Genomic DNA, 26,325 nt, shown 5'->3' with positions numbered 1-26,325 from the left:
TCAGCCGACCTTCCGGGCCCGACGCATGACCGCTGGCTCGGTCCGCCGCAGCAGCCAGTAGACCACCAGGCCGTAGGCCAGGCTGAGCACCAGCAGCATTCCGGTACTCAGCAGCCAGGTCCCCGCGCTGTGCCGGAACAGCGGATCGGCCGCCAGGTTGTTGCCGGGCGAGATGGCGTGCAGATCGACGGTGGCGGCCATCGCCGCCATCGCCCAGCGGGACGGCATCAGCCAGGAGAGCTGTTCGAGTCCCAGCACCCCGTACAGGCGCAGCTGGGTGCCGGTGAAGACGACCTGCACGATGGCCAGCAGCACCAGCAGGGGCATGGTGGCCTCTTCCTTGCCGACCAGCGCCGAGATCAGCAGTCCCAGCATCATTCCGGCGACGGCGAGCAGCGCCATCACGATGACGATCTCGGCGAGCGGCGGCAGGAAGACCCCGCTGCCACCCTCGGGTCTGAGCCGCACTCCCGCCAACGCGACCATGGTGAGCACCACGGCCTGAACCACCGTGACCGTGCCGAGCACCACCACCTTCGAGCAGAGGTACGCCGATCGGGAGAGCCCGACGGCGCGCTCCCGCCGGTAGATCACCCGCTCCTTGACCAGCTCGCGGACCGCGTTGGCGGCACCGGTGAGCACCCCGCCGACGCAGAGGATCAACAGCGCACTGAACACACTGCTGTCGGTGAGCCTGCCGCCGGCCAACGCCCGGGCCAGCACGCCCATCACGAACGGCAGCGCGATCATGATCACCGCGAAGGTGCGGTCGGCGGCCAGTGCGGCGGTGTAGCGGCGCACCAGGGTGCCCAACTGGCGGTCCCAGCGCTGCGGCTGAGGGGGCGGCTCGACCGGTACGGGCCAGGCACGGCGTCGCGCGGGCCGCGGGGACCTCGGGCTGCGCTGCCCGGACGGTGCAGAGGGCACACCACTGCGCCCGGCCGCCCCCGATGGCGGCATTCCGTCCGACTCGGCCGGCCCCGACGGCGCGACCGGGGCTCGGGGCCGTTCCACGGGGTCGATGTACCGGCGGTACGCGGGCGAAGCCCGGTACTCGCCCATCCAGTCGCGGTCCTCCTGGGTCTCGAAGTTCTCGAACACTTGCGGCCACTGCGAGCACCCGAAGTACTCCAGAGCGTCGCCGGGCGGTCCGTAGTACGCGGTGCGACCGCCCGGGGCGAGCATCAGCAGACGGTCACAGAGATCGAGGCTCAGCACGCTGTGCGTCACCACGACGACGGTGCGACCGTCGTCCGCCAGGTCCCGGAGCATCTGCATCACAGAGCGGTCCATCCCCGGGTCCAGGCCGGAGGTCGGCTCGTCGAGGAAGAGCAGCGACGGCTTGGTGAGCAGTTCCAGTGCCACACTGACCCGCTTGCGCTGGCCGCCGGAGAGGCTGGCGACCACCAGGTCGGCCCGCTTCTCCAGGCCCAGTTCGGCGATCACCTCGTCGACCCGGGCGTTCCGCTCGGCCGCCCCGGTGTCGCCGGGGAAGCGCAGTTCGGCGGCGTAGCCGAGCGCGCGCCGGACGGTCAGCTGAGTGTGCAGGATGTCGTCCTGCGGCACCAAGCCGATCCGGTGGCGCAGTTCGGCGTAGTCGCGGTAGAGGTCGCGACCGTCGTAACGCACCGTGCCACCGTCGGCGGGCCGCAGCCCGGTGAGCGCGTTCAGCAGGGTCGACTTGCCCGAGCCGCTCGGACCGGTGACCGCCAGCAGGCAGTCCAGGCCGACCGGAAAGCTGATCCCGTCGAGCAGTCGGCCGTCGCCGACCGTGACCACCAGGTCGGCCACGTCGAGGGTGATGTCGCCGGTGTCGACGAACTCCTGGAGTTCGCCGTCGACCAGGCAGAACTCCGAGTGGCCGATGCCCAGCAGGTCTCCCGGGCCGATCACGGCCTCCACCACCGGTTGACCGTTGAGGTAGGTGCCGTTGTGGCTGTGCAGATCGGTGATCGCGTACCGGCCGTCGGCGGTGGTGTGCAGTTCGGCGTGGTGGCGGGAAACCTCGATGTCGGCCAGGACCAGGTCGTTGTCGGGTGCGCGGCCGATCCGCAGGGTGCGGGCGATCAGCGGATGGATGCCGGTGGGCGGCCGGTACGAGCCGGTGATCGCAGTCAGCGCAGTGGGACGCGGGACGGCGGACTGCTGCGGGGGTGCCAAGGTGAGCTCCACCTCCGGGCCGTCGCCGGGGCTGCCGAACCGGATGACACTGTCGGTGCCGAGGTCACCGAGATCGAGGCGCGAGATCCGGCGGCCCCCGGACCAGGTGCCGTTGTCGCTGTCCAGATCGTCCAGCATCCAGTGTCCGTCGCCGAGGTGCAGCACCGCGTGGTGCCATGACACCCGGGGGTCACTGAGCGGGATCTCGCTGACCGGGTCGCGGCCAACGTGGTACGAGCGGCTCGGGGTGAGGACCCGCGAGCCGCCGGCAGTCGTCATTACCAGGTCCGGCGCAATGGGTGCGACCTGTCGCTCTCCCATGTATTCGACCATAGCCCCTCCGGCCCGCGGAGGGCTTCCACTGGTCGAGGGGCCCGTCGGGCGCCGGGCAGGCACCGCCCCGGTCGGGCCGGCACCACCGTCGCGGGTACCGCACGGGCCGGCCGTCCGGGCACGGCACCTCCGGGCCGGGATCAGCCGTGCGCTCCAAGCCGAGGGGCACGGGGTCGTCGGGCCGGCCGGGCGGACGTTCCCGGTCGGCGGCCGCATCGGGGTACTCCCGTCGTCGCCCGGATGAACCAGTGCGGTTCGCCGGGGGTGTCGACGGGGTGGGTCGGGGTGGCCACCGGGACTCGGACGTGTCGAACCTCTGCTCGTACCCCTCCGCCGGAGAGTTGCCGACTCCTAGGTCGTATACCGCGCCCGGTGGGCGGCGATCAGGTCGCGGTACCAGGCGTACGAGGCCTTCGGGGTGCGCTGCTGCGTCGCGAAGTCGACGTGGACCAGGCCGAAGCGCTGGTGGTAGCCCTCGGCCCATTCGAAGTTGTCGAGGAGGGACCAGGTGTAGTAGCCGCGGATGTCGATGCCTTCGGCGACAGCGGCGGCGAGGGCGTCGAGGTGGGCGGCCATGAAGTCGATGCGGGGCTGGTCGGGGACGGTCTCCTCGGTGACGGAGCAGCCGTTCTCGGTGATGGTGATGGGTGGGAGGGCCTTGCCGTAGGTGTCGCGGAGGGAGAGGAGGAGGCGGGTGAGGGCGTCGGGGACGACGGGCCAGCCGAAGGCGGTGTGGGGGACGTCGGGGATGTCGACGAGGTCGAAGGGCAGGCCCGGTTCGGTGGGGGCGGCGACGCGGGTGGGGTTGTAGAAGTTGAGGCCGAGGCCGTCCAGGCCGGGGGTGTGGATGAGGTCGAGGTCGCCGTCGCGCACGGCGCCGAAGATGTCGTCGGGGACGCCGAGGGCGGAGAGGTCGGGGTAGCGGCCGAGGAGGACGGGGTCGGTGAACAGCCGGTTGTGGAGGGTGTCGTAGGCGGCTGCGGCGGCGAGGTCGGCGGGCTCGGAGGAGGCCGGCTCGACGGGGGTGAGGTTGTTGGAGAGCATCGCCTCCAGGCCGCGGTCGTGGAGGACGGAGGCGGCCAGGCCGTGGGCGAGGAGTTGGTGGTGGGCGGCGGGGAGGGCCTCGAACATCAGGGTGCGGCCGGGGGCGTGGGTGCCCAGGGCGTAGCCGAAGACGGTGTGGACGAAGGGCTCGTTGAGGGTGATCCAGGCGGGGACGCGGTCGCCGAGGCGGTCGGCCACGACGGTGGCGTATTCGGCGAAGCGGTACGCGGTGTCGCGGTTCAGCCAGCCGCCGTGGTCTTCGAGGGCCTGCGGGAGGTCCCAGTGGAAGAGGGTGGGCAGCGGGGTGATGCCCGCCTCCAGCAGTGCGTCCACGAGGCGGTCGTAGAAGGCGAGGCCGGCGGGGTTCACCGCGCCGGCGCCGGTGGGCAGGACGCGGGACCAGGCGACGGAGAAGCGGTAGCCGTCGAGCCCGAGGCCCTTCATCAGGGCGATGTCCTCGGGGTACCGGTGGTAGTGGTCGCAGGCCACCTCGCCGGTGTGGCCGTCGCGGACGGCGCCGGGGCGGGCGGTGAAGGTGTCCCAGACGGACGGTCCGCGGCCGTCCTCCTCCACCGCCCCCTCGATCTGGTGGGCGGCGGTGGCGGCACCCCAGCGGAAGTCCGCCGGCAGGTCGAAGCGGTCGGGCATGACAGCCTCCTGAGGAGAACATGAGGGGCTGTCATATTACTGACGCCGCGCCGGAACACCAGAGGAGGCGACCCCGGACTTCGGCGGTCGGACCCCTATTCGGCCGGAGCCGTGCGCGGCGGCCGACCGGTGCCGGCCAGCGTCAGCCGACGGGTGCCGGCCGGCGCCGGGGCGAAATGCCATGGACCCGTTGCGCGGTGATCCCGGCTCAGTTCCCGTTCGCGAGGGTGTCACCGCGGACCAGGCCGGATTCCGCCGGCACGTCGGCCGGATCGGAGCCCTCGTGCAGGATCCGGTTGTTCTCGTCGACGAAGACCACCCGGGGTTCGAGCTTGCCGAGTTCGTCCTGGTGCACCTGCGCGTAGGCGATGATGATCACAAGGTCGCCGACGCCGATGAGCCGGGCGGCGGCGCCGTTGATGCCGATCACACCGCTGCCGCGCGGCCCCTCGATCACATAGGTGGACAGCCGCTGCCCGTTGTTGATGTCGACGATGTCGACCTTCTCGCCGGCCACCAGGTCGGCGGCCTCCATCAGGTCGGCGCAGATGGTCAGCGAGCCGACGTAGTGCAGGTCGGCCTGCGTCACCGTGGCCCGGTGGATCTTCGACCGCATCAGGGTGCGATACATGACTGCTCCTTCTTTGACGGGGTGTACTGGCACCGTGACGCCCTCGGCGAACACGGGAGACCTCTCCGCGGTTCCGGCTGACGCTCCGTCACGATCAGGGGCCCGCGGCGGGAAGTGCGGTGGTCAGGGGTCACAGATGCGGGTTGACGCGTTCGCGGCGTGATGTGACCATCGAACGGGTTCACGCCCGGGGACGCCGTGGCCGGCGGGAATCGTTGGGGAGGTTCTGCTCGCGTCCGGGGAATCGTCCTCGGCGCTGTGACCTGTCCGCGCGCTGCCACCGGGATCGCCGTCGAGTCCGGTTCGCGCAGGCCGTGACGTGGTGCCGATCGGGCACCCGTCGACGGCAGGGAGGCACCTTCGCGCGCGGTCAGCGAGTTACATCTGCACAAGGGGGAAAAATGATCGCTGCCTTGACGGATCCTCGACAACTCGGTGAGTCCGAGCACCGCGTGCTCGATGCGTACCGCGCCAGAATGAGCGACGCGGACGTCATGCTGGACGTTCCGGCGGGCCACGACCGCTCGCTCGCCGGGCTGCTGGTCGCCGGTCACGCGCTCGAACGGGGACGCAGCGTGGCCTACCTGACCGACGACAGCGACCGGGTGCTCTCGCACGCGAGCGTGCTGCCGGAGCTGCCGGCGGTGCGCCGGCTGCACGGGCAGAGCTCGCTGAGCGACATCGTCGCCTACTACAACGCGCAGGCGCTGGGCGTCATGGACTTCGCCACCTACTTCAACACGAGCCCCAAGGTCGAGCTGGCCGAGGTGGTGGTGTTCGACGACTGGCACACGGCCTGCGAGATGGTCGGAAGCCTGTTCACGCTGCGGGTGGACCGCCGGCTGCAGCGCCGGGCCTACGACGGCATCTGCGACCTCGCGCTGTCGCTCGGGGACGAGAGCTACGCCACGGTGGCGCGGATGCGGCACGAGGGCGCCGACAGCCTGCTCTCGCCGCGGCAGCTCGACCTGGCGGACTGGGCACGGATCGCCGACCGGGCCGCCGAGGTGCTCACCCCGGAACTGTGCACGGAGGACGACAGGTTCACCTGGCCGCGGCTGCAGCCCTGGCTGCACCAGTGCCGGGTGCTGATCGCGCCCGCCGGTGTCGAGATCCGTCCCCCGCACCAGCTCATCCGGACGCTGCCCGGCTACCGCCACGCCGACCAGCGGGTCTTCCTCACGCGGCAACCGGTCGAGTCGGCGGTCGAGCCCGCGAAGGTCGGACGGGACCTTCAGCTGCCGGACACCGACCGGCTCACGCTCTCGCCGAACATGCGGGCCGCCGTGGCCTACCTGCGGGGGAACTACGCGGACAGCGGTCTGACACTCGGTCGCGTCGCGCGCAGTGCGTACATGAGCCAATATCACTTCTCCCGCCGCTTCAAGCAGGAGACCGGCTGGCGGTTCATCGACTTCGTCACCGCGCTGCGGCTGACCGAGGCCGGACACCTGCTGCGCAACACCACCATGTCGATCACCGATGTCTCCCGTACGGTCGGCTATCAGGAACTGAGCCACTTCCAGCGCACGTTCAAGAAGTGGTTGGGCACCTCCGCGTCGGGGGAACGGGGGGGGGTGCGGTTTCCCCACCCCACCGGATCTGGAGGCCGGACAGGCACAATCAACACACCCGTACGACCACCCCCGCGCCCCCCTCTGGGGCGCACATACACCACCCCACCAACTCCCCCCCCCATTAATATTGGGGTGGGCCCCCCCCGGGGGGGGCCCGGGGGGGGCCCCCGGCCCCCCCGACCGCACGGTCAGTGCTGGCAGCACTGACGCATGCTCCACTCCGGACGGTGCCAGTAGTGAGCGGGGTCCTGCGAGGCCGACGGCGCGGCCGGGCGAACGGTCACGGCGGCCGCCTCGGTCGCCCCGGCCGCCTCCGCCGCCTTGGCCGCCTTGGCCGGCCGGAACGGCGCGAGGATCTCCGGCACCGTGCGGGTGACGCCGGCCACCATGACCGACCGCACCGCGGCCGCGGCGCGGATGTCGGTCAGCGGGTCGCCCTCGACCATGACCAGGTCGGCGATCCTCCCCGGCGCCACCGCGCCCAGCTGGTCGCCGTAGCCCAGCGCCCTGGCGGCGTTGCCGGTCGCGGTCATCAGCGCCTCGCGCGGGGTGAACCCGTACTTCACCAGCACGCGCAGGTTCTGGTGCGCGCTGACGCCGACGTCGTCCAGCGGCGCGTCGGTGCCGAAGACGACCAGGCCGCCCCCGCGGTGCACCCGCAGCAGCGCGTCCACCATGCCCTTGGTGATCCGCTGGTCGAGCTCGCTCTCCGGACCCGGCTGCGCGGCGCCGTCGGCCTTGGCCACCAGGCGCCGGTAGTCCCAGTCCGGGAACAGCACCTTGGTGCGCTCGTCCTCCACCAGCGACCGGTCGCCGGCGTACAGCTCGCTGGCGAAGATCATGGTCGACGACACCCACATGCCGCTGGCCACGAGCAGGTCCACCGCGTCCTGCGACATGCGGAAACCGGCGTAGCTCAGCGTGCGCGAGTAGTTCAGCCGATGGCCGCCGCCGGGGTGCTCCATGCCGTCCAGGCCGGTGTGCGCCGCCGGGTACAGATAGTGCGAGGTGACCGGCACGCCCATCGCGTGCGCCCTGGCCACGATGCGCTGCTCGAAGGCCACCGGCATCCGCATGTACGACTTGATCTGGTCGTAGTCCAGCCCTTCGGCGCGGTCCAGTTCCCGCTCCAGCTGCTGGGCGGTGTGGACCGGCCGCATGCAGTTGTAGAAGGCCCGGCTGCCGTCCAGCGCCTGTCCCGAGCCGAGGTAGCGGGGGCCGACCCTGGTGCCGGCCTCCATCGCCTCCCGGTTCTCCACCATCTGGTACGCGAGGTCGCCGGGCGACTTGCTCGTGGTCACGCCGTAGGACAGCCACAGCCGCCCCTGCCGGTCGCCCCACTGCTTGCCGCGCATGTTCCAGTGGTTGTGGGTGTCGATCAGGCCGGGCATCACCGTCAGCCCGGAGGCGTCCACGATCCGCGCGCCGCTGGGCACGCCGCCGCCCCTGGGCAGCACCGCCTCGATCGTCGTGCCGCGCACCACGATGTCGACGTCGCGGCGCAGCTGCTCGCAGGTGCCGTCCCAGAGCGCGCCCGCGCGCACGACCGTGGGCTCGCTGACCCGTACCGGACGGTAGGTGAGGTCGGCGGTGATCGTGCGGGCCGCGCCGCCGTCGGGCCCGACGGTGCGCAGCACGCCGTTGCACAGGTAGACGACGGTGCCGTCCGCGCTGATCGACAGCGAGTCGGTGACCTCGTCGGTCAGCTGCTGCGGCTCGCCGGTGATGGTGCCGTCGGCGGCCACCGGGACCCGCCAGGCGAGGCTCTCCGCGCCGAACACCAGGTGCCGGCCGTCGGAGGTCCACAGCGGGCCGTCGTTGTCGCGGGTGCTGATCGACCGGTCCGGCCCGATCTCCTGGTACCGGACCTTGTTGTCGGCCAGGTCCACGGTCAGCACCTGGTTGTTGCCGTTCGAGGTGCGCTTGGAGTACGGCATCAGCGCGGCCAGCGCGATCCTGCCGCCGTCCGGCGACCAGGTCGGCCGGCCCGGCTGGTAGAGCGCGGGCAGCACCTGGCGCACCGAGCGGTCGGCGACGTCGAACACCCAGGTCTGACCGGACTCGTCCTGGTAGGCGATCTTCGCGCCGTCCGGGGAGAACCGCGGCGCGAGCTGGCCGCCGGGCAGATCGGTGAGCCGGTCGGAGCGCCCGGTCGCCAGGTCCAGCCGCCACAGGTTGGCGGTGCCGGCGCGGTCGCTGACGTAGACCAGGGACCTGCCGTCGGGCGCGAAGTCCGGGTCGGCCGCGAAGTACCCGTCGTCCACGACCTTGCGGGGCCTGCCGCCGATCGGCAGCAGCCACAGCGCGTTCAGCGCGCGGAACGCCACCTGCTTGCCGTCCCGCGACACCGCGGGGTCGGCCATGCCCTTCGCCCGGCGCGACGCGTCCGACACGAGGTTGCGCCGCTTGCGCTGGTAGTTCCGCGCCGAGTACGGCAGTTCGGCGGTGAACGGGATCTCCCGCACGGCCCCGGAGAGCGAGCGGCGGCGCAGCCGGCCGCCGGAGCCGTAGACGAACTCCTGCGCCGAGGTCCACGACACCGGCAGCGGCGGCAGGTCCTCGCCGGTCACGATCGCCTTGGCCCCGAGCATCACCGTGGTCCCGGAGCCGCCCACGCTCAGGTAGCTGACCTGGCCGTCCGGGGCGTAGACCGGCGAGTACACCATGGCGTCGCCGGGTACGCCGGGCAGTTGCCTGCGCAGGCCCGAACCCAGGTCCAGCTCCTCGATGGCGCCGTCACCGACGACGTAGGCCAGCTTCGTGCCGTCCGGGGACCACACCGGGGCCGCGTGCACCTCGTCGGCGTCGGTGACGGCGCGCTGCTGCCCGCTGGCGAGGTCCAGCACCCAGATCCGGCTGACGTGGTCGCGGTCGGAGGCGAAGGCCACCTGCTTGCCGTCGGGTGAGAACCGCGGCTCCAGGTCGAAGCCCCAGCCGGTGGTGAGCCGGGTGAGCCCGGTGCCGTCGGCGTTGATCATCCACACGTCGTAGGCGGTGTCGAGGAAGGACTGGAACACGATCCGGCGCCCGTCCGGCGACCAGTGCGGCCGGGTCGCGTCGTGCTCCTCCGGCGTGATCCGCTGGGCCCGGCCGCCCGCGGCCGGCAGCAGCCAGATGCCGCCGGCGATGTCCACCGCGAGCCGGCGGCCGTCGGGGGACACCGCGACCCCGACGTTGGCGCTGTCCCGCACGGTCACGCTGCCCTCGCCGGGACGGCCGTCCGGCTGCGGCGTCTGCGCGGACGCGGGCACCGCGCCGGCGGGCACCGTGCCGGCGGTCAGCCACAGCGCGCCCGCGCCCGCGACGACCGCGCCGCCGCGCAGCACCTGCCGGCGGGAGAGCCTCTCGGATGGTGACGTGTGTTCCATGGTCTTCCTCGTTACTTTCTGCGCGCGGTGGTGTACCGGGGGGTGCCCCAGTGGTCCACGCCGTAGCTGATGCCGGTGAAGGCGTCCTGTTCCCGCAGCAGGGACATGACCACGTCGGCCTGCTCGTCGTCGTGCTCGATCGCGACGCCGCCGCCGGAACGCAGCAGCCGGGTGGCGGCCGCCACCACCGCGCGGATCACGACGAGTCCGTCCTGGCCGCCGAACAGCGCGGGCCACGGCTGGTGCTCCTGCCATTCCGGCGGCAGCACGACGCCGTCCACCACGAACGGCGGATTGGCCAGCAGCAGGTCCACCGTGCCGTCCAGGTCGGCGAACATCGCGGTGTCGGTGACATTGCCGGCGTGCAGGATGATCGGGGTGTCGCCGAGCTCCGCCTGCCGCGCGGCGTTGCGGCGCGCCCAGGTCAGGGCCACCGGGTCGAGCTCGATGGCGTGCACGGTCGCGTCCGGCCGGGCGTGCGCGACCGCCAGGGCGATCGCCGCCGATCCGGTGCACAGGTCCACCGCGAGCGGCTTGGACACCCCGCTCACCACGTCCAGCCCCCAGGCCAGCAGCGGCTCGGTGTGCTTGCGGGGCACGAAGACGCCCGGGCCCACCGCGACCTCGACACCGCCGAGCACGGCACGGCCGGTCAGGTACTCCACCGGCGTGCGGTCGGCCCGGCGGGCGACCAGCTCCCGCAGCCGGGCCAGATCCTCCCGGCCGAGCGTGGCGTCGAGGGGCAGCCGCTCCACGGCGCGGCCCAGCACGTACTCGGCCAGCTTCTCGGCGTCCCCGCGCGGCTGCCAGGCGCCGGCCTCGGCGAGGGTCTTCTCGGCGTCCGTCAGGAACGCACCCAGCGTCGGTTCACCAATGTCGGCGGTCATCCGTTCCGGACTCCTTCCAGGATGTTCGCGGCCGTCTCCAGATGGCCGCGTTCGTGCAGCGAGGACAGGGCGAAGCGGATCAGACCGGTGCCCTTGGCCACGGTGGGGAAGAAGGCCGGCAGGATGAGCACCCCGGCCTCCTTCAGCGTGGTGGCCGCGCGGAAGGCCGCCTCCTCGGTGTCGAAGTGCGCACCGCGCACCGGGGACCGCAGACCGGCGTTGACGAGCCGGTTGCCGGTCAGCTCGTCGAACACCTCGGTGTTGCGCCACAGCCGCTCCTGCAGCGCGGCGACCTCGCCGTCGAGGTGCAGCCGGGCCGAGGCGACGTTCGCGGCCAGCATCGGCAGCATGATCGAGTGCCCGAAGACCAGCGGGTTCGCGAACTTGCGCAGCACGCGCACGTCGTCCTCGCTCGGTACCACCGCGAACCCGCCGCAGCCGCCGAACGCCTTGGACAGCGAGCCGGCGATGACCACGTTGGGCGGCAGCCGGTCGCCGAGCGCCTCGAAGGCGTAGCCGGCGCCGTGCTTGCCCGCGACGGAGATGCCGTGCGCGTCGTCGATGTAGAGGTGTCCCCCGTGGGGCGCCAGCGCCTCCAGGATCCCGGCGACGTCGATCAGACCGCCCATCGAGCCGACGCCGTCGATCAGCACGATCGGCGTGCGCCCGTCGCGACGGGCGTCGCGCAGCGCGGACTCCAGCGAGTCGGGCGTCTCCAGGTCGAACCGGCGCGCGGGGCCGATCTGGTCGAGGACCCCCCGCAGCACCTGCATCGAGGAGTGCGCGGTCCGGTCCACCAGGAAGGTCGCGCCGCCGGGCGCGATCGGGTAGCTGGGCAGCGCGCCGGCGCCGAGCAGCGGCAGCAGTCCCAGGTGGACGGTTCCGACGGAGGTGAAGGGGACGACCTTGTTGCCGCGATACACCGTGGAGAGCAGGTCCTCCAACTCGCCGAGGTAGTGCGGGCGCATCCGGTTGCGGGAGGTCGACAGGTGCACGCCAAAGCGACGCAGCGCCTCCTCGGCGGCCGTCACCAGCGCGGGGTGCTCCTCAAGACCCAGGTAGGAGCAGGACACGAACTCCAGCGCCTCGGTGCCGTCCGCCAGGCAGACCACCTTGCCGGGCTTGCGGCCGGTGACCACGTGCCCGGTCAGGCCTTGCTCGAACGCCACGTCCAGGGAGTCGGACGTCTTGTTGATGCGGGACTCGACCCAGTTGGCCGGCTGTGTCTCCTGCTGCGGATGGATCATGTCGCCTCGATTCGGGTGGACGCGGACAGGGCGTCGAACAGGTGGGCGCAGGTGTCGCGGTGCTCGTCCAGGGCGGTGCCGAAGAGGTCGCGCAGCCGGCCCTGCGCCGCGGCGAACCCGGCTTCGTCGCCGCCGTCGATCAGGTCGGCCAGTCGGCGCACGGACGCGGCCAGCGCACCGCGGGCCCGCGCGGCGTCGGGATTGGCGACCTGGATGTCCCAGTACACCTCCGGTGTCCCGGAGGCGATCCTGGCCAGCAGGGCCAGCAGGGTCGCGTGCGGCGGCGGGGCGATCTCGCCGAGTTCGCCGATGTCGGTGCCGAGTTCCTCCAGCGCCAGCCCGAAACCGAGCACGCTGGCGTGGGTGAGCACCTGGGCGGCGGCGGTGAGCCGGTCGTGCCGCTCGGCGTCGAGCAGCACCGGTCGGCCGCCCCACTCGGCGAGCAGCCGCAGCAGTTCGGCCGCGGCCGGCCCGTCGTGCACCACGACGGTGGCGACCGGCTTGCCGGGCATGCCCAGGGCCGGCGCGAACATCGGGTTCAGGCTGACGGCCTGCACGCCCTCGACGCCCTGGAGCGCGGTCACCACGGCGTCCTTCACGGACAGCGTGTCCACCAGCAGCGCGCCGGGACGCAGGTGCGGAGCGATGAGCGGGATCGCGGCCAGCCCCGTGCGCTCGGGCACCGCCAGCAGCACCAGGTCCGCCTTGCCCAGCTCCGCGACCAGGGCGCCACCGGGCGAGGTGATGTCCCCGGCGATGTCGCCGCCGGCCGGGTCCACCACGACGACCTCGGCACCCGAACCGGCCAGCAGCGAGGCGAACATGCCGCCGACCGCGCCGGCGCCGCCCGCCACCAGGCAACGCCGCAGCGACCGAACTCCGGTCCCGCTCATGCCAGTCCTCCCAGCGCGGGGCGCAGCGCCGTCGCCGCGACCGCGGTGAGCACCGCGCGCGATTTCACCACGGTCTCCTCGTACTCCTCGTCGGGGTCCGACAGCGCCACGATCGCGCCGCCGACGCCGAAGCTCATCCGTTCGCCGGTGGCGACCAGGGTCCGTATCACGATGCTCAGATCCGCGGCGCCGGACAGGGCGAACCAGCCCAGCGAACCGCTGTAGACGCCGCGCGGGCCCTCCTCCAGCCGGTCGATGATCTCCATCGTGCGCACCTTCGGCGCGCCGGTCATGGAGCCGCCGGGGAACGCCGCGCGCACGCAGCCGACCGCGCTCTCCTCCGCCCGCAGCGTGCCGCGGACGGTGGAGACCAGCTGGTGCACCGGCGCGTACGTCTCCACGTCGAACAGCACCGGGACGTGCACCGAGCCGATCTCGCAGACCGTGTTCAGGTCGTTGCGCACCAGGTCGACGATCATCAGGTTCTCCGCGCGGTCCTTCTCGTGCGTGGAGAGGTCCAGCTTGAGCAGCTCGTCCTGGTCGGGGGTGCCGCCGCGGGGCCGGGTTCCCTTGATGGGCTTGGACTCCACGACGCCGTCGGCGCCGATCCGCAGGAACCGCTCCGGCGACGCGCTGAGCACCGCGACCTCGGCGAAGTCCAGGAAGGCCCCGTAGGGCACCGGGCTGATCCGGCGCAGCCGGGAGTAGGTGTGCCGGGGATCGATCCTCTCGTCCACGGTGACCGTGTTGGTCAGGCAGATCTCGTAGGACTCGCCGAGCCGGATCTCGTCGAGGCACTCCTCGATCCGCTTGAGGTAGCCCTCGCGGTCGTGGCGCGGACGGGCGGTCTCCCAGCCGGCCATGTCGGCGGCCTCGGCGCCGGCCAGTACACCCGTGCGGCCCGGGTCGTCCACGGCGGACCCGTCGAGCCGGGACAGCCGGGCCGCCGTCCCGTCCAGCCAGTCGAGCGCGGCCGCCTCGTGCTCCGGCGTGCTCAGCGCCAGCAGGTACGACCGGTGTTCCACGTGGTCGACGACCAGCGCGCGGTCGGCGAACAGCAGGGCGGCGTCGGGGGTGTCGGCCCGGTGCACCCGGGAGCCACCGGTCTCGGCCTTCAACTCGTAGCCCAGGTAACCGACGTAGCCCAGGTTGAAGTCGAACGGCAGACCGTCGGGTGTCGGCAGCGACCGCGCGGCCAGACTGTCCTGGAGGTAGTCGAAGAAGTCCCGGTGGACCTCCTCGACCCGGCCGTCCGAGTGGGTGACGGTGACCAGCTGCCGGCCGACGTCGTAGGAGACGTACTCGGCCAGCGGTCCGCTGTCGTCGCCCATGATCGAGAACCGCGAGCGTTCGTGGCGGGTCTCGCTGCTGTCCAGCCAGAAGCTGCGGGTGGAGCCGGAGAACAGTTCCCGGTGCGCCGCGTCCGGGTCCGGCTCGTGCGCCGCTTCGCGCACGTGCAGGCGCAGATCCGACGTGGCGTCAGCTGGCGTCGGTCGCGCGGCCGGTGGAGGCGGGGCGACGGCCGGAGCGGGGCGCGCGTCCATCGCGAGGTCGCGGAAGTTCGCCAGCAGCAGCCTGCCGTGTTCGCTGCTGATGGATTCGGGGTGGAACTGGACGCCCCACAGCGGGTCCGTCCGGTGGCGCAGGCCCATCAGCACGCCGTCCTCGGTCCACGCGGTGCGTTCGAGCACCTCGGGCAGGTCGGTGACGGTCAGCGAGTGGTAGCGCACCACCGAGAACGGCGTGGGCAGCCCGGCGAAGACGCCGTCGCCGGTGTGGTGCACCAGCGAGCTGCGGCCGTGCATGGGTTCGGGCGCGAGGCCGACCTTGCCGCCGAACAGGTTCGCGATGCCCTGGTGGCCGAGGCACACGCCGAGCACCGGCCGTCCCGACTCGAGGACGGCGCGGGAGCTGATGCCGAAGTCACGGGCCCGGTCGGGCCGGCCGGGCCCGGGGGACACCACGATGCCGTCGAACTCGGCCATCCGCTCCGCCGGGAATTCGGCGTCGTTGCGCACCACGACCGGCGCCCGGCCGGTCACCTCGCCGAGCAGCTGGTACAGGTTGTAGGTGAACGAGTCGTAGTTGTCGATCAGCAACATCCGCATTGCCCGGTCTGTCCTTCCTTCAGTGTGGCCGTGGTGCCTAGCTCGCCGGGGTGTTGCCCATGACCAGGTCCTCGACCCGGCAGGTCTCGGCGATGATCAGGTCGTACAGCCGGCGCAGGAAGTCCTGGTCGATCCCGTTGCGCTCGCCGTACCGCGCGGCCCGCTCCTGCACGATGCCGATGCGGTGCGGCTGCATCATCGGGACGCCGTGCTCCCTCTTGTGGTGGGCGACGCGCACACAGACGTCGATCCGGTCGCGCAGCACGTCCAGCAGACGGGCGTCGATGCCGTCCAGTTCGCCCCGCAGTTCCTCGAGTTGACGGTCCGCTCCGCCGGATCGTGCCGCCGAATCCCCCATGGTCACCTGGAATCTCCTCGTGATCGTCTCGCCCACCGAAGGGCTCTTCCAGATGTACCTGCCAACGGCGGTCCGCAGCAGCCCGCGCGGCGGTTGCGGCAACAAACGCGGTCTCGCGCAACAACCGACGTCCACATGCGCAAGAAAGACCTTGTCGCTTCCGGCACGCCCACGGACGATCGGTTCCCGGAAACCATCACCGGAAGGCGCGCCGATGACCTTGTCCGCTCGAACCCTGCTGTCCGCCGAGTCACGTGCGAAGCTCGCCGCGGATCCCCGTCTCGGGGGCGGGAACGTCCTGGAGTCGGCGCTGGCCGTCAGCCCGAACCCGGACCTGCCGTTCATCGCCACCGGCCGGCCGGTCGCCACCTGCGACGGCGGGACGACGACCGAGTTCAGCCTCCGCGGGCTGGACCGGCTCGTGCAGAGCTGGTCGGTCTGGTACCTCGACCGGGGCGTGCGGCCCCGGGACCGGGTCGCGGTCCACATCGAGGACTCCTTCGCCTACTCGGTCCACCTGCACGCGCTGGCGACCATCGGCGCGATCGCGGTGCTGATCAACAGCAAGGCCCCCAAGGAGAACGCGCTCGAACTGATCCGGCGCACCGAGCCGGTCGGCGTCTACACGACCCGCGGCCGGCACGACCTCCTCGGCCCCGAGCTCGCCGAACTGCCGGGCTCGCGCTGGGTCGTACTGGCCGAGGACGTGCCCGCGCCGCCCCAGGCCGAGCTGGACGCCGCCGCGCGGTTCCGGCACGCGCCCGACGACCCGGTCTCGATCCTGCATTCCTCGGGCACCACTGGCTTCCCCAAGCCGGTGGTGCAGACGCACGCGTCCAGCGTCGCCGGCCCGCGGTTCCGGCTCACGAACTACCTGGACTCGCCCGACGACCTGATGATGGCCGCGCAACCGCAGTCGCACCTGGGCTCGGTGGTGTACGTCAACTACGCCGTCCTGGCCGGCACGCCCATGGTCGCCCACTACGACCCCACCGGCGCCGACCTGGTCGACGCCATCCGCCGGTACCGGCCGACCACGGTGATGGCCTTCGCGCACGCGTTCACGGAACTGGCCGACGTCGAGGTCGCCGACGGCGCGGTCGACTCGGTGGACAGCTGGGTGACCATGGGCGACGCCATCCACGAGGCCCACCTCAAGGCCATCCTGGGCAAGCGCGACCCCGAGCTGCCCTCCGCGGTGTTCTACGACCGCTTCGGCGCCACCGAACTGGGCTGGGGCCTGATGGTGCAGCCGCGATCGCTGGCCTCGGAGCGCAACGACCGCTGCATCGGCCGTCCCGACGCGCTGTCCGAGGTCGTCGTGCTGCGCCGGGACGGCACCGCGGCCGACCGCGGCGAGATCGGACTGCTGGGCGCCAAGGGCCCCACCATCACCGCGGGGTACTGGAACGACTCCGACACCACCTACCGCAGCCGGCTGTCCGGGTACTGGCTGTCCGGCGACCTGGCGTACCAGGACGAGGCCGGCGACTTCTACCAGGTGGACCGGGCGGTGGACACCATCGCGACCGCGGCGGGCCCCGCGCACTCGGTGCAGATGGAGGAGCTCCTGCTCAACGAGCTGCCGGTGATCGTGGACTGCACGGTCGTGGCCGGCCGGCACGGCGGGAACACGGTCGCGGTGGCCCTGGTCGCCGCCCACGGCGAGGACCTCGACCCGGCGCAGCTGCTCGCCTCGGCCAACACCGTGCTCGGCGCGGCCGGCCACCCGACGCTGGCCGTGCTCGAACTGACCGGCTCCGTCACCGACATCCCGCAGGGCGTCACCGGCAAGGTGCTCAAGCGTCAGCTCCGTGAACGCTACGACACGCTCGCGGACTACCTCCTCGCGAGCGACCCCGCCGCGGTGGCCACCATCCTCTAGGCGGGCGGCCACCACGACGTGCGGACGTCATCCCCGGGCGACCTGAGTTCCCTCGGCGATGACGTCCGCGCCGGCCCACTCGGTGCCCAGCATCGCGTACACGGCCAGGTCCGCCCGCTGCCCCTTGAGCATCTCGCCCTGTACGAAGAACGCCTCCCGGCGCATGCCGAGACGCTCCATCAGCCGCATCGACGAAACGTTGTTCCCGTTGCACATGCCGACCACCCGGTGGAAGCCGTACCGCTCGAACGCCAGCCGCAGCACCTCGCGGCCGGCTTCGGTGGCGTACCCGCGGCCGCCGTGGTCGGGGTTCATCACGAAACCGATCTCGGCGCGGCCCAGTTCGGCGCTCAGCCAGTCCAGGTTGAACTCGCCGATGAGCCGGCCGGACTCGCGCAGCTCCACCGCGACGGCCAGGTTGTCGCCCTCCCCGGCCAGCTCGGACTCCGAGATCCTGGTGGCCAGCGCGGTGCGCGTCTCCTCGCGGGTGCGGGCGTCCCACAGCAGGTACCGGGTCACGTCCGGACGGCGCTGGATGTCGTGCAGGTCGTCGATATCCGCCTCGGTGAAGGAACGCAGCACCAGCCGGTCAGTGACAACAGGATCCACGGGTGAGACTCCGAATTGGATTATTCGATGAATGGTCCAGCGGATACTAGCATCCGAAAATCGGCATTTAGGGGAATCGTGAACACCTTGTTCCGCGGAGTACGCCGGTGATCCGTCGACTGCCGTTGATCGCACTCGTCGCCGCGTGCGGCGTCTCCTCGTGCGGCGCGACGATGACGATGATCGCCCTTCCCTGGTTCGTGCTGTCCAGAACCGGCAGCGGCCTCCAGACCGGGGCCGTGGCCGCCGCCGAAACGCTCGGGCTGGTCCTCTCGGTGGTGCTGGTCGGCCCGCTGCTGGACCGGTACGGCGCGTGGCGCGGCAGCATCATGGCCGACCTGGCGGCCTCCGTCGCGGTGATCGCGATCCCGGCCGCGGAGGCACTGGACCTGCTGTCGCTGCCGGTGCTCGTGGTCCTGGTGTTCGGGATCGGCGCCGGGCGAGCGCCCTCCCGCAGCGCCAAACAGGTGCTGCTGCCCGCCGTGCTGGCCGCGACCGGCGTCCGCGTCGAGCGGGGCACCAGCGCGGAGGAGTCCGCGCTGCGCACCGGAGACCTGCTCGGCGCGCCGCTCGGCGGCATTCTGATCGGGCTGATCGGACCCACCTGGGTCCTGCTGGCCGACGGCGCGGCGCTGCTCACCGCGGCGGCGCTGGTGGGCCTCCTGGTCCGGCCCGCGGCCGCCGCCGGGCGCGCGCCGGCCGGCGGCGCGCACGGCTACCTGCGGGAGCTCAAGCAGGCCGCCGAGCACTTCCGGCGCGACCGGTTGCTGCTGGTCATCGGCATGCAGTGCGCGGCCTTGAACGCCCTCACCGTCGGGCTGCTCTCGGTGCTGCTGCCCGCCTACGGACTGACCGTGTGGCACGACAGCACGCTGGTCGGCGTGCTGATCGCCGCGTCCAGCGGCGCCAGCATCCTGGGCACGGCGCTGTACGGCTGGCTGGGCGACGGCGGCCGTCGGTGGCGGGTGTTCGCGATCTGCTCCCTGGTCTCCGGCGCGCCCGTCTTCCTGGCCGTGGCGGCCGACCCGCACCCGGTGCTGCTGGTGCTGGTGGTCTCGGCCTGCATGATGGCGAACGGCCCGATCAACCCGGTGATCGCCGCGGTCAAGTACGCCCGGGTGCCCGAGGGGCTGCGCGGCCGGGTGTTCGCGGCGTTCCACGCCTCGGCCAACGCGGCCATGCCGGTGGGACTGCTGCTGGCCGGGGTGCTGCTGGACGCGGTCGGGCCGACCGCCGCGGTGCTCGTGCTCGGCGGGCTCTGCCTGCTCGTTTCGCTGTGGCCGTTCGTGTTCCGGGTTTGGCGGGAGTTGGACGAACCGGAACGCCTCCCGTCGACGGTCGGATAATTCGCGCAACAAATGCCGCCCTCAGCAAAAAATACCGCCCCATAACGCAAAGAAGCCGGTCGTCCGGTCGTCCGACGGAATCTAGTGTTCGGGCGTCGACGGAATGGGAATGGGACCACGCGAATGCCCGGTGCGGCCGGCCCGTCGGCGCCGGGGCCGCCCGGGCAGGAACGCGCGCGCTGCGCGGAGCGGTCCGGGCAGGCACGGCGATCGTGCGCGACGAGATCAGCACACAACGGAGGTTCCCGATGAACACCGGCATTCGGCTCGCCGCCGACCTGGACGCCATCAGCCGGGAGGAGATCGAGCGACTGCGGGCGCACAACTTCACGCGCTTGGTGGCCGCGGCCCGGCGCACGCCCGCGGTGCTGCGCCGCTGGCCCGGGCTCGACTCCGTGCACAGCCTGGACCGGTTGCCGGAGCTGCCCGTGCTGACCCCGTCCGCGCTGGCCGACGGCTGTCCGCCGCACTCGGTGGAGTTCCTGATCGACGGCGACCAGCCCGGCATGGTGCTTCGTTCCAGCGGGACCTCCAGCAAGGTCAAGATGATGTACCACTCCTGGGCGTTCAACGAGCAGGTGTCCGCGCTCGGCGCGCGCGGGCTGCGCGCGACCCTGCCCGAGCCGCCCCGCCGGGTGGCGAACTGCCTCTACGGGGCCGAACTCAACGGATCCTTCCTGTTCACCCAGGAGGTCGCTCGGCTGCTCGGCGCGCGGGTGTACCCCCTGGGCAACGTCACCAGCGTCGCGGAGACGGCGAAGATGATCTCCGAGCACGCGATCGACACCTTGGCCGCGCCGCCGGGGTACGGGGTGGACCTGCTCACCGGAACGCCCCCGGACCTGCTCGCCTCGATGCGGACCTACCTCTACATCGGGGAGAGCCTCGGCGCCGGCCGCACCGCGGCGCTCACCGCCGCCCTGCCCGGCCTGACGGTGCGCTCGCTGGCCTATTCCACCACCGAGACCGGGCCCATCGGCTACCAGTGCCAGTGGCTGTCCGGCAACGACCACCACGTGCACGAGGACGCGATGGTGGTGGAGATCGTCGACGAGGAGACCGGGCTCGCCGTGGCCGACGGCGAGGAGGGCGAGGTCCTGGTCACGCCGCTGAGCGACACCGGCATGGCCCTGTTCCGCTACGCCATCGGCGACCGGGGCCGGCTGAGCACCCAGCCGTGCCGCTGCGGCAGCCGGGCCTCCGTGCTCACCCTGCTCGGCCGGGCCCGGCAGTCGCTGAACGTGGACTCCGAGACCGTCTCCGCCGACCAGTTGATGTCGCGGCTCGCCCGGTTGGGCATCACCGATCCCGCCGACTGCCAGTTTCAGGTGCTCTGGACCGTCAACCGGTACCGGGTGCGGCTGCTGCTGTCACCGAGCACGCCCGGGGACATCACCGTCGACGCGGTGGTCGCGGCCTTCGCGGACACCGTCGAGCTCAACCAGATCGTCACCGGCCCGCGCTGCCTGGGATTCACCGTGGAGCACGTCGAGCGCGGCGACTTCGAGCGCACCGAGCGCGGCAAGGTGCCCACCCTCTACCAGCGAACGGTCACCGCATGAACCGGAACCCCTGCCCCGTCACCCGGTCCTACCTGGACGAATGCGCCGCCGAGGGGCGCGACGGCCTGCGCGGGGTCGTCGACCACCTGCGGTTCCCGCCGCACTTCACCGCGGCCTTCGACGGGCGGGTGCTCGGCCGGCCGCTGTTCGTCGAGGAGACCGCGATCCGCGGCGTCGCCGACCGGCTCATGCGGTTCCACGACCTGATCGTCTCGCTGCCCGGCCGGCTCCACGGTGGCGACGTGTTCGCCTACGGCGAGGCGCTCGGGCTCGACCGCCGGTCGGTGGAGATCGTCCGCCGGAACGGACTCGTGCCGCCGATCCCGTACGGCCGGGCCGACCTGCACCGCGACGGCGACTCCTGGCGGCTGCTGGAGTTCAACATCGGCGCCGACCTCGGCGGCATGGAGCGGACCGGCGACATCCCGCGGGCGCTGATGGACGTGCCCAGGTTCCGGGAGTTCGCCGAGAAGCACCGGCTGACCTACCCCGACATCGGGGCGGGCATCGCCCGCATGCTCACCCGCTGCGCCGAGAGCGTGTCCGCCGCCGGCACACCGGTGGTCGTGATGCTGGAGAGCAACGGCCGGGTGGCCCGGTACCGGAAGTACATGCTGCCCTTCCAGGAGTACATGCGGGGCAAGGGAATCGACCTGCGACTGGCCGAGGTGGGCGAGTTGAGCTCGCCGGGCGGGAAGATCCACCTGGACGGCACCCCGGTGGACGTGATCCTCCGCTACGTGTCGGTGGACCAGATCCTCGCCGACCCCGAGGTCGCCGCGGCCATGGAGCCGGTCTTCCGCGCCCACGAGGAGGGCCGGACCGTGCAGCTGACCCCGATCTGTACCGACCTGCACGGCAACAAGGGCATCCTGCCGATGCTGCACGACCCCCGGTTCCGGGCCGCCCTGGCCGAGGACGAGCTCGCCCTGGTCGACGGAATGCTGCCGTGGACGCGGTCGATGGCCGAGGGCACGGTCGAGGTGGACGGCGACGTGGTCGATCTGATCGACTACTGCCGCGCCCATCGGGAGGACCTGATCCTCAAGCCGAACAACGACGCGCGCGGCGGCGGCATCGTCGCCGGCTGGGAGACGTCCGACGGGGACTGGCGGCGGGCCCTGACGGAGTGCGACCGGCGACGGTTCCTGGTGCAGCGCAAGGCCCCGGCGCAGCCGGAGCCGGTGCAGGACGCGGAGACCGGCGAGGTGCGGGACTGGCTCGCGACCTGGGGCGTCTACCTGACCGACGAGGGGTACGCGGGCACCTACATCCGTGCGCTGTCCGAGTCCGCCGGCAGCGCGGTCGTCGGCTGGGACGCGCTGCCGCAGCTCACCGCCGTGTTCAGCTACCCGGCCTGACCCGTACTCGTGGGCGAGCCCGGGCGCGGCATTGCCTTAACCTTCATCCATTGCAACGATCCATTGCGTTCGAGTTCAGCGTCATTGCATCAATTTACCGCCGCTGAGCTGGAAAGACGCGTTCCACGCGATTGACGTCGAGTCAGAAACGGCCGTAGCTTTCCAGTTATCCGAACGTGCGGCAACGCGAAACGAGGAACGGCCATGGGTGAATCCCCGCACACCGTCACGACCATGCCGGTGGCACGCCGCCCCGGCTGTCCCTTCGACCCGCCCGCCGAGCTGACCGACGCCCGCCGGCACGCGCCGATGAGCCGCTACACCTTCCCCGGCGGGCAGCCCGGCTGGCTGGTCACCGGATACGACCTGGTCAGGGCCGTGCTGGCCGACACGAGGTTCAGCTCGCGCAAGGACCTGATGCTCCACCCGACCATCGACTACGGCGACTTCCAGATCCCGCCGGCGCCGCCCGGGGAGTTCGTCCTCATGGACGAGCCCCAGCACAGCCGCTACCGCAAGCCCCTGACGGGCAGGTTCACCGTACGGCGGATGCGGCTGCTCACCGAGCGCATCGAGCAGGTCACCACCGCCCGCCTGGACGCCATGGAGGCGGCCGGGCCCCCGGCGGACCTGGTGACCGCGTTCGCCAAGCCCATCCCCGCCATCGTGATCTGCGAGCTGCTCGGGGTGCCGTACGAGGACCGGGGCTCCTTCCAGGAGCAGGTCGACTCGTTCATGAACGGGGAGACGAGCGACGAGGACATGATGGCGGCCTACGCCTCGACCCAGGAGTACCTGGCCGAGCTGGTGGCCGCCAAGCGCGCCGACCCCACCGACGACGTGCTCAGCGACCTCACCGACAGCGATCTGACCGACGAGGAACTGAAGGGGATCAGCCTGATCCTGCTCGCGGCCGGTCTCGACACCACCGCGAACATGCTGGCCCTCGGAACCTTCGCGCTGCTGCGCAACCCGGACCAACTGGCCGCACTGCGGGGCGATCCCGCGCTCGCCGACCGGGCCGTGGAGGAACTGCTGCGGTACCTGAGCGTCGCCAAGACCTTCATGCGGACGGCCCTGGAGGACGTCGAACTCGGCGGCCGGACCGTCAGGGCCGGCGAGCGGCTGATCCTCTCGTTCAACACCGCCAACCGCGACCCCGAGCGCTTCCCCGATCCCCATGTGCTCGACCTGCGGAGGCAGGACGGCGGACACCTGGCCTTCGGCCACGGCATCCACCAGTGCCTGGGCCAACAGCTGGCCCGCATCGAGATGCGGGTCGCCTTCCCCGCGCTGCTCGACCGCTTCCACACGCTGCGCCTGGCCGTACCGCCCGAGGAGGTCGCCCTGCGCCCGGAGATCGCGGACATCTACGGGGTGAAGAGCCTCCCCGTCACCTGGGACGCGTGATCGATGAGGATCACCGTGGACGCCGAACGCTGCATCGGCTCCGGAATGTGCGTCCTGACGGCCGGCGAGGTCTTCGACCAGCGCGAGGACGACGGCACGTCGTTCGTGCGGCAACCCGAGCCTCCGGCCGAGGCGTTGGACGCGGTTCGCGAGGCGGTCGCCCTGTGCCCCGCCTCGGCGATCAGCCTGTCGGCCGACCCGCGGCACCAGGGCGGGTCCGACGCATGACCGTCCGGCGGAGGAACGGCGAGGTCCTCCGCCCGGCGGGTGCGGACCTCGGCGACCGGTCTCCGTGAAGAGTGGAGCCGGGTCCCGCCCCCGGCCAGGTGGTGGACACCCATACCGGAACGCCGGAGGTATGTGACGCCTCCATAGGGATGGCACTGCGGCGTCCGTAGCGTGTCGCGCACTTGGCCCCCGGTGTGGAGGAGTGAACGCGTATGCGAAGGAACGGGCGTGGCAGGCGAAGAGGACTGGGCTGGGTGCTCGCGGGCGTCCTGGCGCTGGCCGGTGCGGCCGTCCCGGCGGGGCCGGCCGCGGCCGCGGTGCCGGCCAACCTGACCCTGGAGGCGACCTACAGCACCGTCGCCAACGGCTGGGACCGGGTCGAGCGCTACCTCGACACCACCACCGGCTTCCGGCAGGAGCAGTACCCGCCGGACGGCCGCGGCGACCAGGACGGCCAGCGGCTCACCTTCTTCGGCGGCGTCAAGCAGCCCTTCTCCGGCCGTTTCCTGCTCTACTCGGCCCCGGGCTGGAACACCGGCGCGCACCAGGTCCCGGTGCTGCTGGTGCACGGCGCCAACGACAACCCGGACCGCGCCTGGGCCAACCCCGGCGAGTCCGGCGGCTACGGCTGCGGCTCCATGTCCTGCCCGAACACCGGGCTGATGCAGAACCTGGCCGGGCGGGGCTACCGGGTCTTCGCGATCGGCTTCGCGCACAAGCAGGGCGACAACCTGATGCAGGCCCAGGAGGTCGGCGACGCCGTCGCGCTGATCCGTGCCAAGCTCGGCGTCCCGCAGGTGGACGTGGTCGGCTGGAGCAAGGGCGAGATGTCCTCGCGGGCCTACGTGTCCTCGGTGAAGCCCTCCTGGGGCCGCCCGTACGCGGGCGACGTGCGCAAGCTGATCACCCTCGGCGGCCCGAACGGCGGCTACGACTACCCGTTCGCGCACGGGTGGGCGCACGACTTCTCGATCTGGCCGCAGTGCGGCGGTGCCGTCAACGCCCCGTCCCCGCACCTGCGCATGACCTGCTACGGCACCTACACCGCGCACCCGGAGTTCTCCTTCACCCCCTCGGGCGGCTACGACAACTACCCGGGACAGCGGCAGATGCTGGCCCGCTGGGACTCGGTGTTCGGCATCGACCAGACCCAGCAGGACTGGTACACGACCTACTACGGCGGGCAGGGCTTCTACACCGACGGCGGCGGCATCCAGGCCGCGATCAACGCCGGCTCGCTGATCGCCCCGCTGCACCAGGCCGGGGTGCCCTCCTCCGTGACGGCCTACCTCCTGGCCGGCGGCACGCCCAGCATCGTCGGGATCTTCAACGAGAACCGCGGGCCCAGCGACGGCGTGGTCTTCGTGGCCAGCGCGCTGGACACCACCGGCTACGGCACCGTCGGCGGCACCGCGCTGATCGCCCTCGCCAACCACCTGCAACTCGGCTGGGACAGCGCGGCGAGCGCGCAGGTCGCCGGCTGGCTGAACTGAGGACATCCCGGATGATCACCGACCGACTGATCGCCACCGACCGGCTCACCGTGGGCTACGCCGAGATCGCGGGCCGCACCGGGGAACCCGTGGTCCTGGTGCACGGCAACGTCTCCTCCGGCGTCTTCTGGCACTCGACCATGACCGGGCTCCCCGCCCGCTACCGCCCGCTCGCCCCCGACCTGCGCGGCTTCGGCCGCACCGAGCCGCTGCCGGTGGACGCCACCCGGGGCCTGCGCGACCACAGCGAGGACCTGCTCTCCTACCTCCGGGCGCTGGCCCTGGGCCCGGTCCACCTGGTCGGCTGGAGCATGGGCGGCGGCGTGGTGCTGCAACTGCTGCGCGACCACCCGGAGCTGGTCCGCTCGCTCACCCTGGTCAACCCGGTCTCCCCGTACGGCTTCGGCGGCACCCACGGGGTGGACGGGCGGCTCAACTCGCCCGACGGGGCGGGCTCCGGCGCCGGCGGCGCGGCCCCCGATTTCGTCCGGCTGCTGCGCGAGGGCGAGACGGGCGCCGACTCGCCGTTCGCGCCGCTCTCGGTGCTGAACACCACCTACGTCAGCGAGCCGCTGGCGGAGCCGGACCACTACGTGGCGGCGATGCTGACCACCCGGACCGGGGAGGACCACTACCCGGGCGACAGCCGCACGAGCGAGGCCTGGCCGGGCTTCGGTCCCGGCGAACGCGGGGTGCTCAACTCGATGGCGCCGACCCACTTCCGGATCGACGACCTGGAACTGGTCGAGCCGAAGCCGCCGATCCTGTGGATCCGCGGCACGGCCGACGTGATCGTCTCCGACACCTCGCTCTTCGACCTGGCCCACCTGGGCGCCATCGGTGCCGTCCCGGGCTGGCCCGGCGCGGACACCTGCCCGGCCCAGCCGATGGTGGCCCAGACCCGCGCCGTACTGGACCGCTACGCCGCCGCCGGCGGGCGGGTGCGCGAGGTAGCGGTCGAAGGCGCCGGGCACAGCGTGCAGTTGGAACGGCCGAAGGAGTTCCTGACGGCGCTGGTGGAGGTGCTGGACGGGGCCTGACGGCGGGACGGCCCCCGGCGGGTCGAGCGGTCCTGACGGACGGGGAAGGGGGGCCGGGCCGGGCTGCTGAGGCCCCCCGACACCTGTTGGCGCCGCCCCCCGCGGGCACCCCCCGCCCCCCGCGTGGGGCAGGCGCG

At 71.9% G+C, this 26,325-nt stretch carries 19 protein-coding genes; 9 read left to right on the top strand and 10 right to left on the bottom strand.

Annotation, left to right across the window (positions count from 1 at the left end; genetic code table 11):
• The 3 genes from ACFVHV_RS10985 to panD all read right to left on the bottom strand — a co-directional run bounded on the left by ACFVHV_RS10985 (position 1) and on the right by panD (position 4,816).
• A complete protein-coding gene (locus ACFVHV_RS10985; RefSeq protein WP_359898900.1) occupies positions 1-2,481 on the bottom strand; it encodes an FHA domain-containing protein in 2,481 nt (826 codons plus the stop codon).
• A 363-nt stretch (positions 2,482-2,844) separates the two neighbouring features.
• A complete protein-coding gene (locus ACFVHV_RS10980) occupies positions 2,845-4,185 on the bottom strand; it encodes a GH1 family beta-glucosidase (RefSeq protein ID WP_380350703.1) in 1,341 nt (446 codons plus the stop codon).
• A 208-nt stretch (positions 4,186-4,393) separates the two neighbouring features.
• Positions 4,394-4,816 carry an aspartate 1-decarboxylase gene (gene panD / locus ACFVHV_RS10975; protein ID WP_359898896.1) on the bottom strand — a complete coding sequence of 141 codons (423 nt, stop codon included), beginning with the start codon at positions 4,814-4,816 and terminating at the stop codon, positions 4,394-4,396.
• 476 nt (positions 4,817-5,292) lie between these two features.
• Here panD and ACFVHV_RS10970 point away from each other — a divergent pair, with 476 nt between their 5' ends.
• Positions 5,293-6,600, top strand: coding sequence for a helix-turn-helix transcriptional regulator (locus ACFVHV_RS10970; RefSeq protein ID WP_380350701.1), 1,308 nt, complete (start codon positions 5,293-5,295; stop codon positions 6,598-6,600).
• Here the strand turns inward: ACFVHV_RS10970 and ACFVHV_RS10965 are convergent.
• Genes ACFVHV_RS10965 through ACFVHV_RS10940 form a run of 6 tightly spaced genes read right to left on the bottom strand, consistent with a single transcriptional unit; the run spans position 6,582 to position 15,254 of the window.
• Positions 6,582-9,761, bottom strand: coding sequence for an amidohydrolase family protein (locus ACFVHV_RS10965; RefSeq protein WP_380350699.1), 3,180 nt, complete (start codon positions 9,759-9,761; stop codon positions 6,582-6,584). The two genes, ACFVHV_RS10970 and ACFVHV_RS10965, sit on opposite strands and share 19 nt — an antisense overlap.
• An 11-nt stretch (positions 9,762-9,772) precedes the next feature.
• Positions 9,773-10,648 (bottom strand): HemK/PrmC family methyltransferase, encoded by an 876-nt coding sequence (locus ACFVHV_RS10960; RefSeq protein WP_359898891.1) that lies wholly within the window; start codon positions 10,646-10,648, stop codon positions 9,773-9,775.
• Positions 10,645-11,895, bottom strand: coding sequence for an aminotransferase class I/II-fold pyridoxal phosphate-dependent enzyme (locus ACFVHV_RS10955; protein WP_359898889.1), 1,251 nt, complete (start codon positions 11,893-11,895; stop codon positions 10,645-10,647). Before ACFVHV_RS10955 ends, ACFVHV_RS10960 begins: the two co-directional genes overlap by 4 nt.
• On the bottom strand, positions 11,892-12,788 hold the full coding sequence (locus ACFVHV_RS10950) for a prephenate dehydrogenase/arogenate dehydrogenase family protein (RefSeq protein ID WP_359898887.1): 897 nt from the start codon (positions 12,786-12,788) through the stop codon (positions 11,892-11,894). Before ACFVHV_RS10950 ends, ACFVHV_RS10955 begins: the two co-directional genes overlap by 4 nt.
• A complete protein-coding gene (gene pabB, locus ACFVHV_RS10945; RefSeq protein WP_380350697.1) occupies positions 12,785-14,896 on the bottom strand; it encodes an aminodeoxychorismate synthase component I in 2,112 nt (703 codons plus the stop codon). The genes ACFVHV_RS10950 and pabB overlap by 4 nt, the downstream gene beginning before the upstream one ends.
• A 37-nt stretch (positions 14,897-14,933) precedes the next feature.
• Positions 14,934-15,254 (bottom strand): chorismate mutase family protein, encoded by a 321-nt coding sequence (locus tag ACFVHV_RS10940; RefSeq protein WP_359899017.1) that lies wholly within the window; start codon positions 15,252-15,254, stop codon positions 14,934-14,936.
• A 214-nt stretch (positions 15,255-15,468) separates the two neighbouring features.
• Here ACFVHV_RS10940 and ACFVHV_RS10935 point away from each other — a divergent pair, with 214 nt between their 5' ends.
• On the top strand, positions 15,469-17,139 hold the full coding sequence (locus ACFVHV_RS10935; protein WP_380350695.1) for a class I adenylate-forming enzyme family protein: 1,671 nt from the start codon (positions 15,469-15,471) through the stop codon (positions 17,137-17,139).
• 27 nt (positions 17,140-17,166) lie between these two features.
• Here ACFVHV_RS10935 and ACFVHV_RS10930 read toward each other — a convergent pair whose 3' ends face one another.
• Complete coding sequence (locus ACFVHV_RS10930) at positions 17,167-17,748, bottom strand: GNAT family protein (protein WP_359898881.1); 582 nt, start codon at positions 17,746-17,748, stop codon at positions 17,167-17,169.
• A 107-nt stretch (positions 17,749-17,855) separates the two neighbouring features.
• Between ACFVHV_RS10930 and ACFVHV_RS10925 the strand changes: the two genes are divergently transcribed.
• From ACFVHV_RS10925 to ACFVHV_RS10895, 7 genes are all read left to right on the top strand, one after another.
• Positions 17,856-19,094, top strand: coding sequence for an MFS transporter (locus ACFVHV_RS10925; protein ID WP_380350693.1), 1,239 nt, complete (start codon positions 17,856-17,858; stop codon positions 19,092-19,094).
• A gap of 248 nt (positions 19,095-19,342) precedes the next feature.
• Positions 19,343-20,656, top strand: a complete 1,314-nt coding sequence (locus tag ACFVHV_RS10920; protein ID WP_359898877.1) for an AMP-binding protein — start codon at positions 19,343-19,345, stop codon at positions 20,654-20,656.
• A complete protein-coding gene (locus ACFVHV_RS10915) occupies positions 20,653-22,017 on the top strand; it encodes a hypothetical protein (RefSeq protein WP_380350691.1) in 1,365 nt (454 codons plus the stop codon). The genes ACFVHV_RS10920 and ACFVHV_RS10915 overlap by 4 nt, the downstream gene beginning before the upstream one ends.
• Positions 22,018-22,221: 204 nt before the next feature.
• Entirely contained in the window at positions 22,222-23,427 is a 1,206-nt protein-coding gene (locus ACFVHV_RS10910) for a cytochrome P450 (protein WP_380350689.1), read from the top strand.
• A gap of 3 nt (positions 23,428-23,430) precedes the next feature.
• Positions 23,431-23,655, top strand: coding sequence for a ferredoxin (locus ACFVHV_RS10905; protein WP_380350687.1), 225 nt, complete (start codon positions 23,431-23,433; stop codon positions 23,653-23,655).
• A gap of 212 nt (positions 23,656-23,867) precedes the next feature.
• Entirely contained in the window at positions 23,868-25,148 is a 1,281-nt protein-coding gene (locus tag ACFVHV_RS10900; protein WP_359898870.1) for a lipase, read from the top strand.
• Between the two features lie 11 nt (positions 25,149-25,159).
• Complete coding sequence (locus ACFVHV_RS10895; protein ID WP_380350685.1) at positions 25,160-26,188, top strand: alpha/beta fold hydrolase; 1,029 nt, start codon at positions 25,160-25,162, stop codon at positions 26,186-26,188.
• The last annotated feature ends 137 nt before the right edge of the window (positions 26,189-26,325 follow it).

This window comes from Kitasatospora sp. NPDC127116, from assembly GCF_042677365.1.
Classification (GTDB): Bacteria; Actinomycetota; Actinomycetes; order Streptomycetales; family Streptomycetaceae; genus Kitasatospora; species Kitasatospora lactacystinica.
This window is presented reverse-complemented; position numbering and strand designations above follow the sequence as displayed.

Excerpts from the sequence above, each read along its gene's own strand:
- ACFVHV_RS10985 (WP_359898900.1), bottom strand. The coding sequence starts at position 2,481 with ATGGGAGAGCGACAGGTCGCACCCATTGCGCCGGACCTGGTAATGACG.
- ACFVHV_RS10980 (WP_380350703.1), bottom strand. The coding sequence starts at position 4,185 with ATGCCCGACCGCTTCGACCTGCCGGCGGACTTCCGCTGGGGTGCCGCC.
- panD (WP_359898896.1), bottom strand. The coding sequence starts at position 4,816 with ATGTATCGCACCCTGATGCGGTCGAAGATCCACCGGGCCACGGTGACG.
- ACFVHV_RS10970 (WP_380350701.1), top strand. The coding sequence starts at position 5,293 with ATGAGCGACGCGGACGTCATGCTGGACGTTCCGGCGGGCCACGACCGC.
- ACFVHV_RS10965 (WP_380350699.1), bottom strand. The coding sequence starts at position 9,761 with ATGGAACACACGTCACCATCCGAGAGGCTCTCCCGCCGGCAGGTGCTG.
- ACFVHV_RS10960 (WP_359898891.1), bottom strand. The coding sequence starts at position 10,648 with ATGACCGCCGACATTGGTGAACCGACGCTGGGTGCGTTCCTGACGGAC.
- ACFVHV_RS10955 (WP_359898889.1), bottom strand. The coding sequence starts at position 11,895 with ATGATCCATCCGCAGCAGGAGACACAGCCGGCCAACTGGGTCGAGTCC.
- ACFVHV_RS10950 (WP_359898887.1), bottom strand. The coding sequence starts at position 12,788 with ATGAGCGGGACCGGAGTTCGGTCGCTGCGGCGTTGCCTGGTGGCGGGC.
- pabB (WP_380350697.1), bottom strand. The coding sequence starts at position 14,896 with ATGCGGATGTTGCTGATCGACAACTACGACTCGTTCACCTACAACCTG.
- ACFVHV_RS10940 (WP_359899017.1), bottom strand. The coding sequence starts at position 15,254 with ATGGGGGATTCGGCGGCACGATCCGGCGGAGCGGACCGTCAACTCGAG.
- ACFVHV_RS10935 (WP_380350695.1), top strand. The coding sequence starts at position 15,469 with ATGACCTTGTCCGCTCGAACCCTGCTGTCCGCCGAGTCACGTGCGAAG.
- ACFVHV_RS10920 (WP_359898877.1), top strand. The coding sequence starts at position 19,343 with ATGAACACCGGCATTCGGCTCGCCGCCGACCTGGACGCCATCAGCCGG.
- ACFVHV_RS10915 (WP_380350691.1), top strand. The coding sequence starts at position 20,653 with ATGAACCGGAACCCCTGCCCCGTCACCCGGTCCTACCTGGACGAATGC.
- ACFVHV_RS10910 (WP_380350689.1), top strand. The coding sequence starts at position 22,222 with ATGGGTGAATCCCCGCACACCGTCACGACCATGCCGGTGGCACGCCGC.
- ACFVHV_RS10905 (WP_380350687.1), top strand. The coding sequence starts at position 23,431 with ATGAGGATCACCGTGGACGCCGAACGCTGCATCGGCTCCGGAATGTGC.
- ACFVHV_RS10900 (WP_359898870.1), top strand. The coding sequence starts at position 23,868 with ATGCGAAGGAACGGGCGTGGCAGGCGAAGAGGACTGGGCTGGGTGCTC.
- ACFVHV_RS10895 (WP_380350685.1), top strand. The coding sequence starts at position 25,160 with ATGATCACCGACCGACTGATCGCCACCGACCGGCTCACCGTGGGCTAC.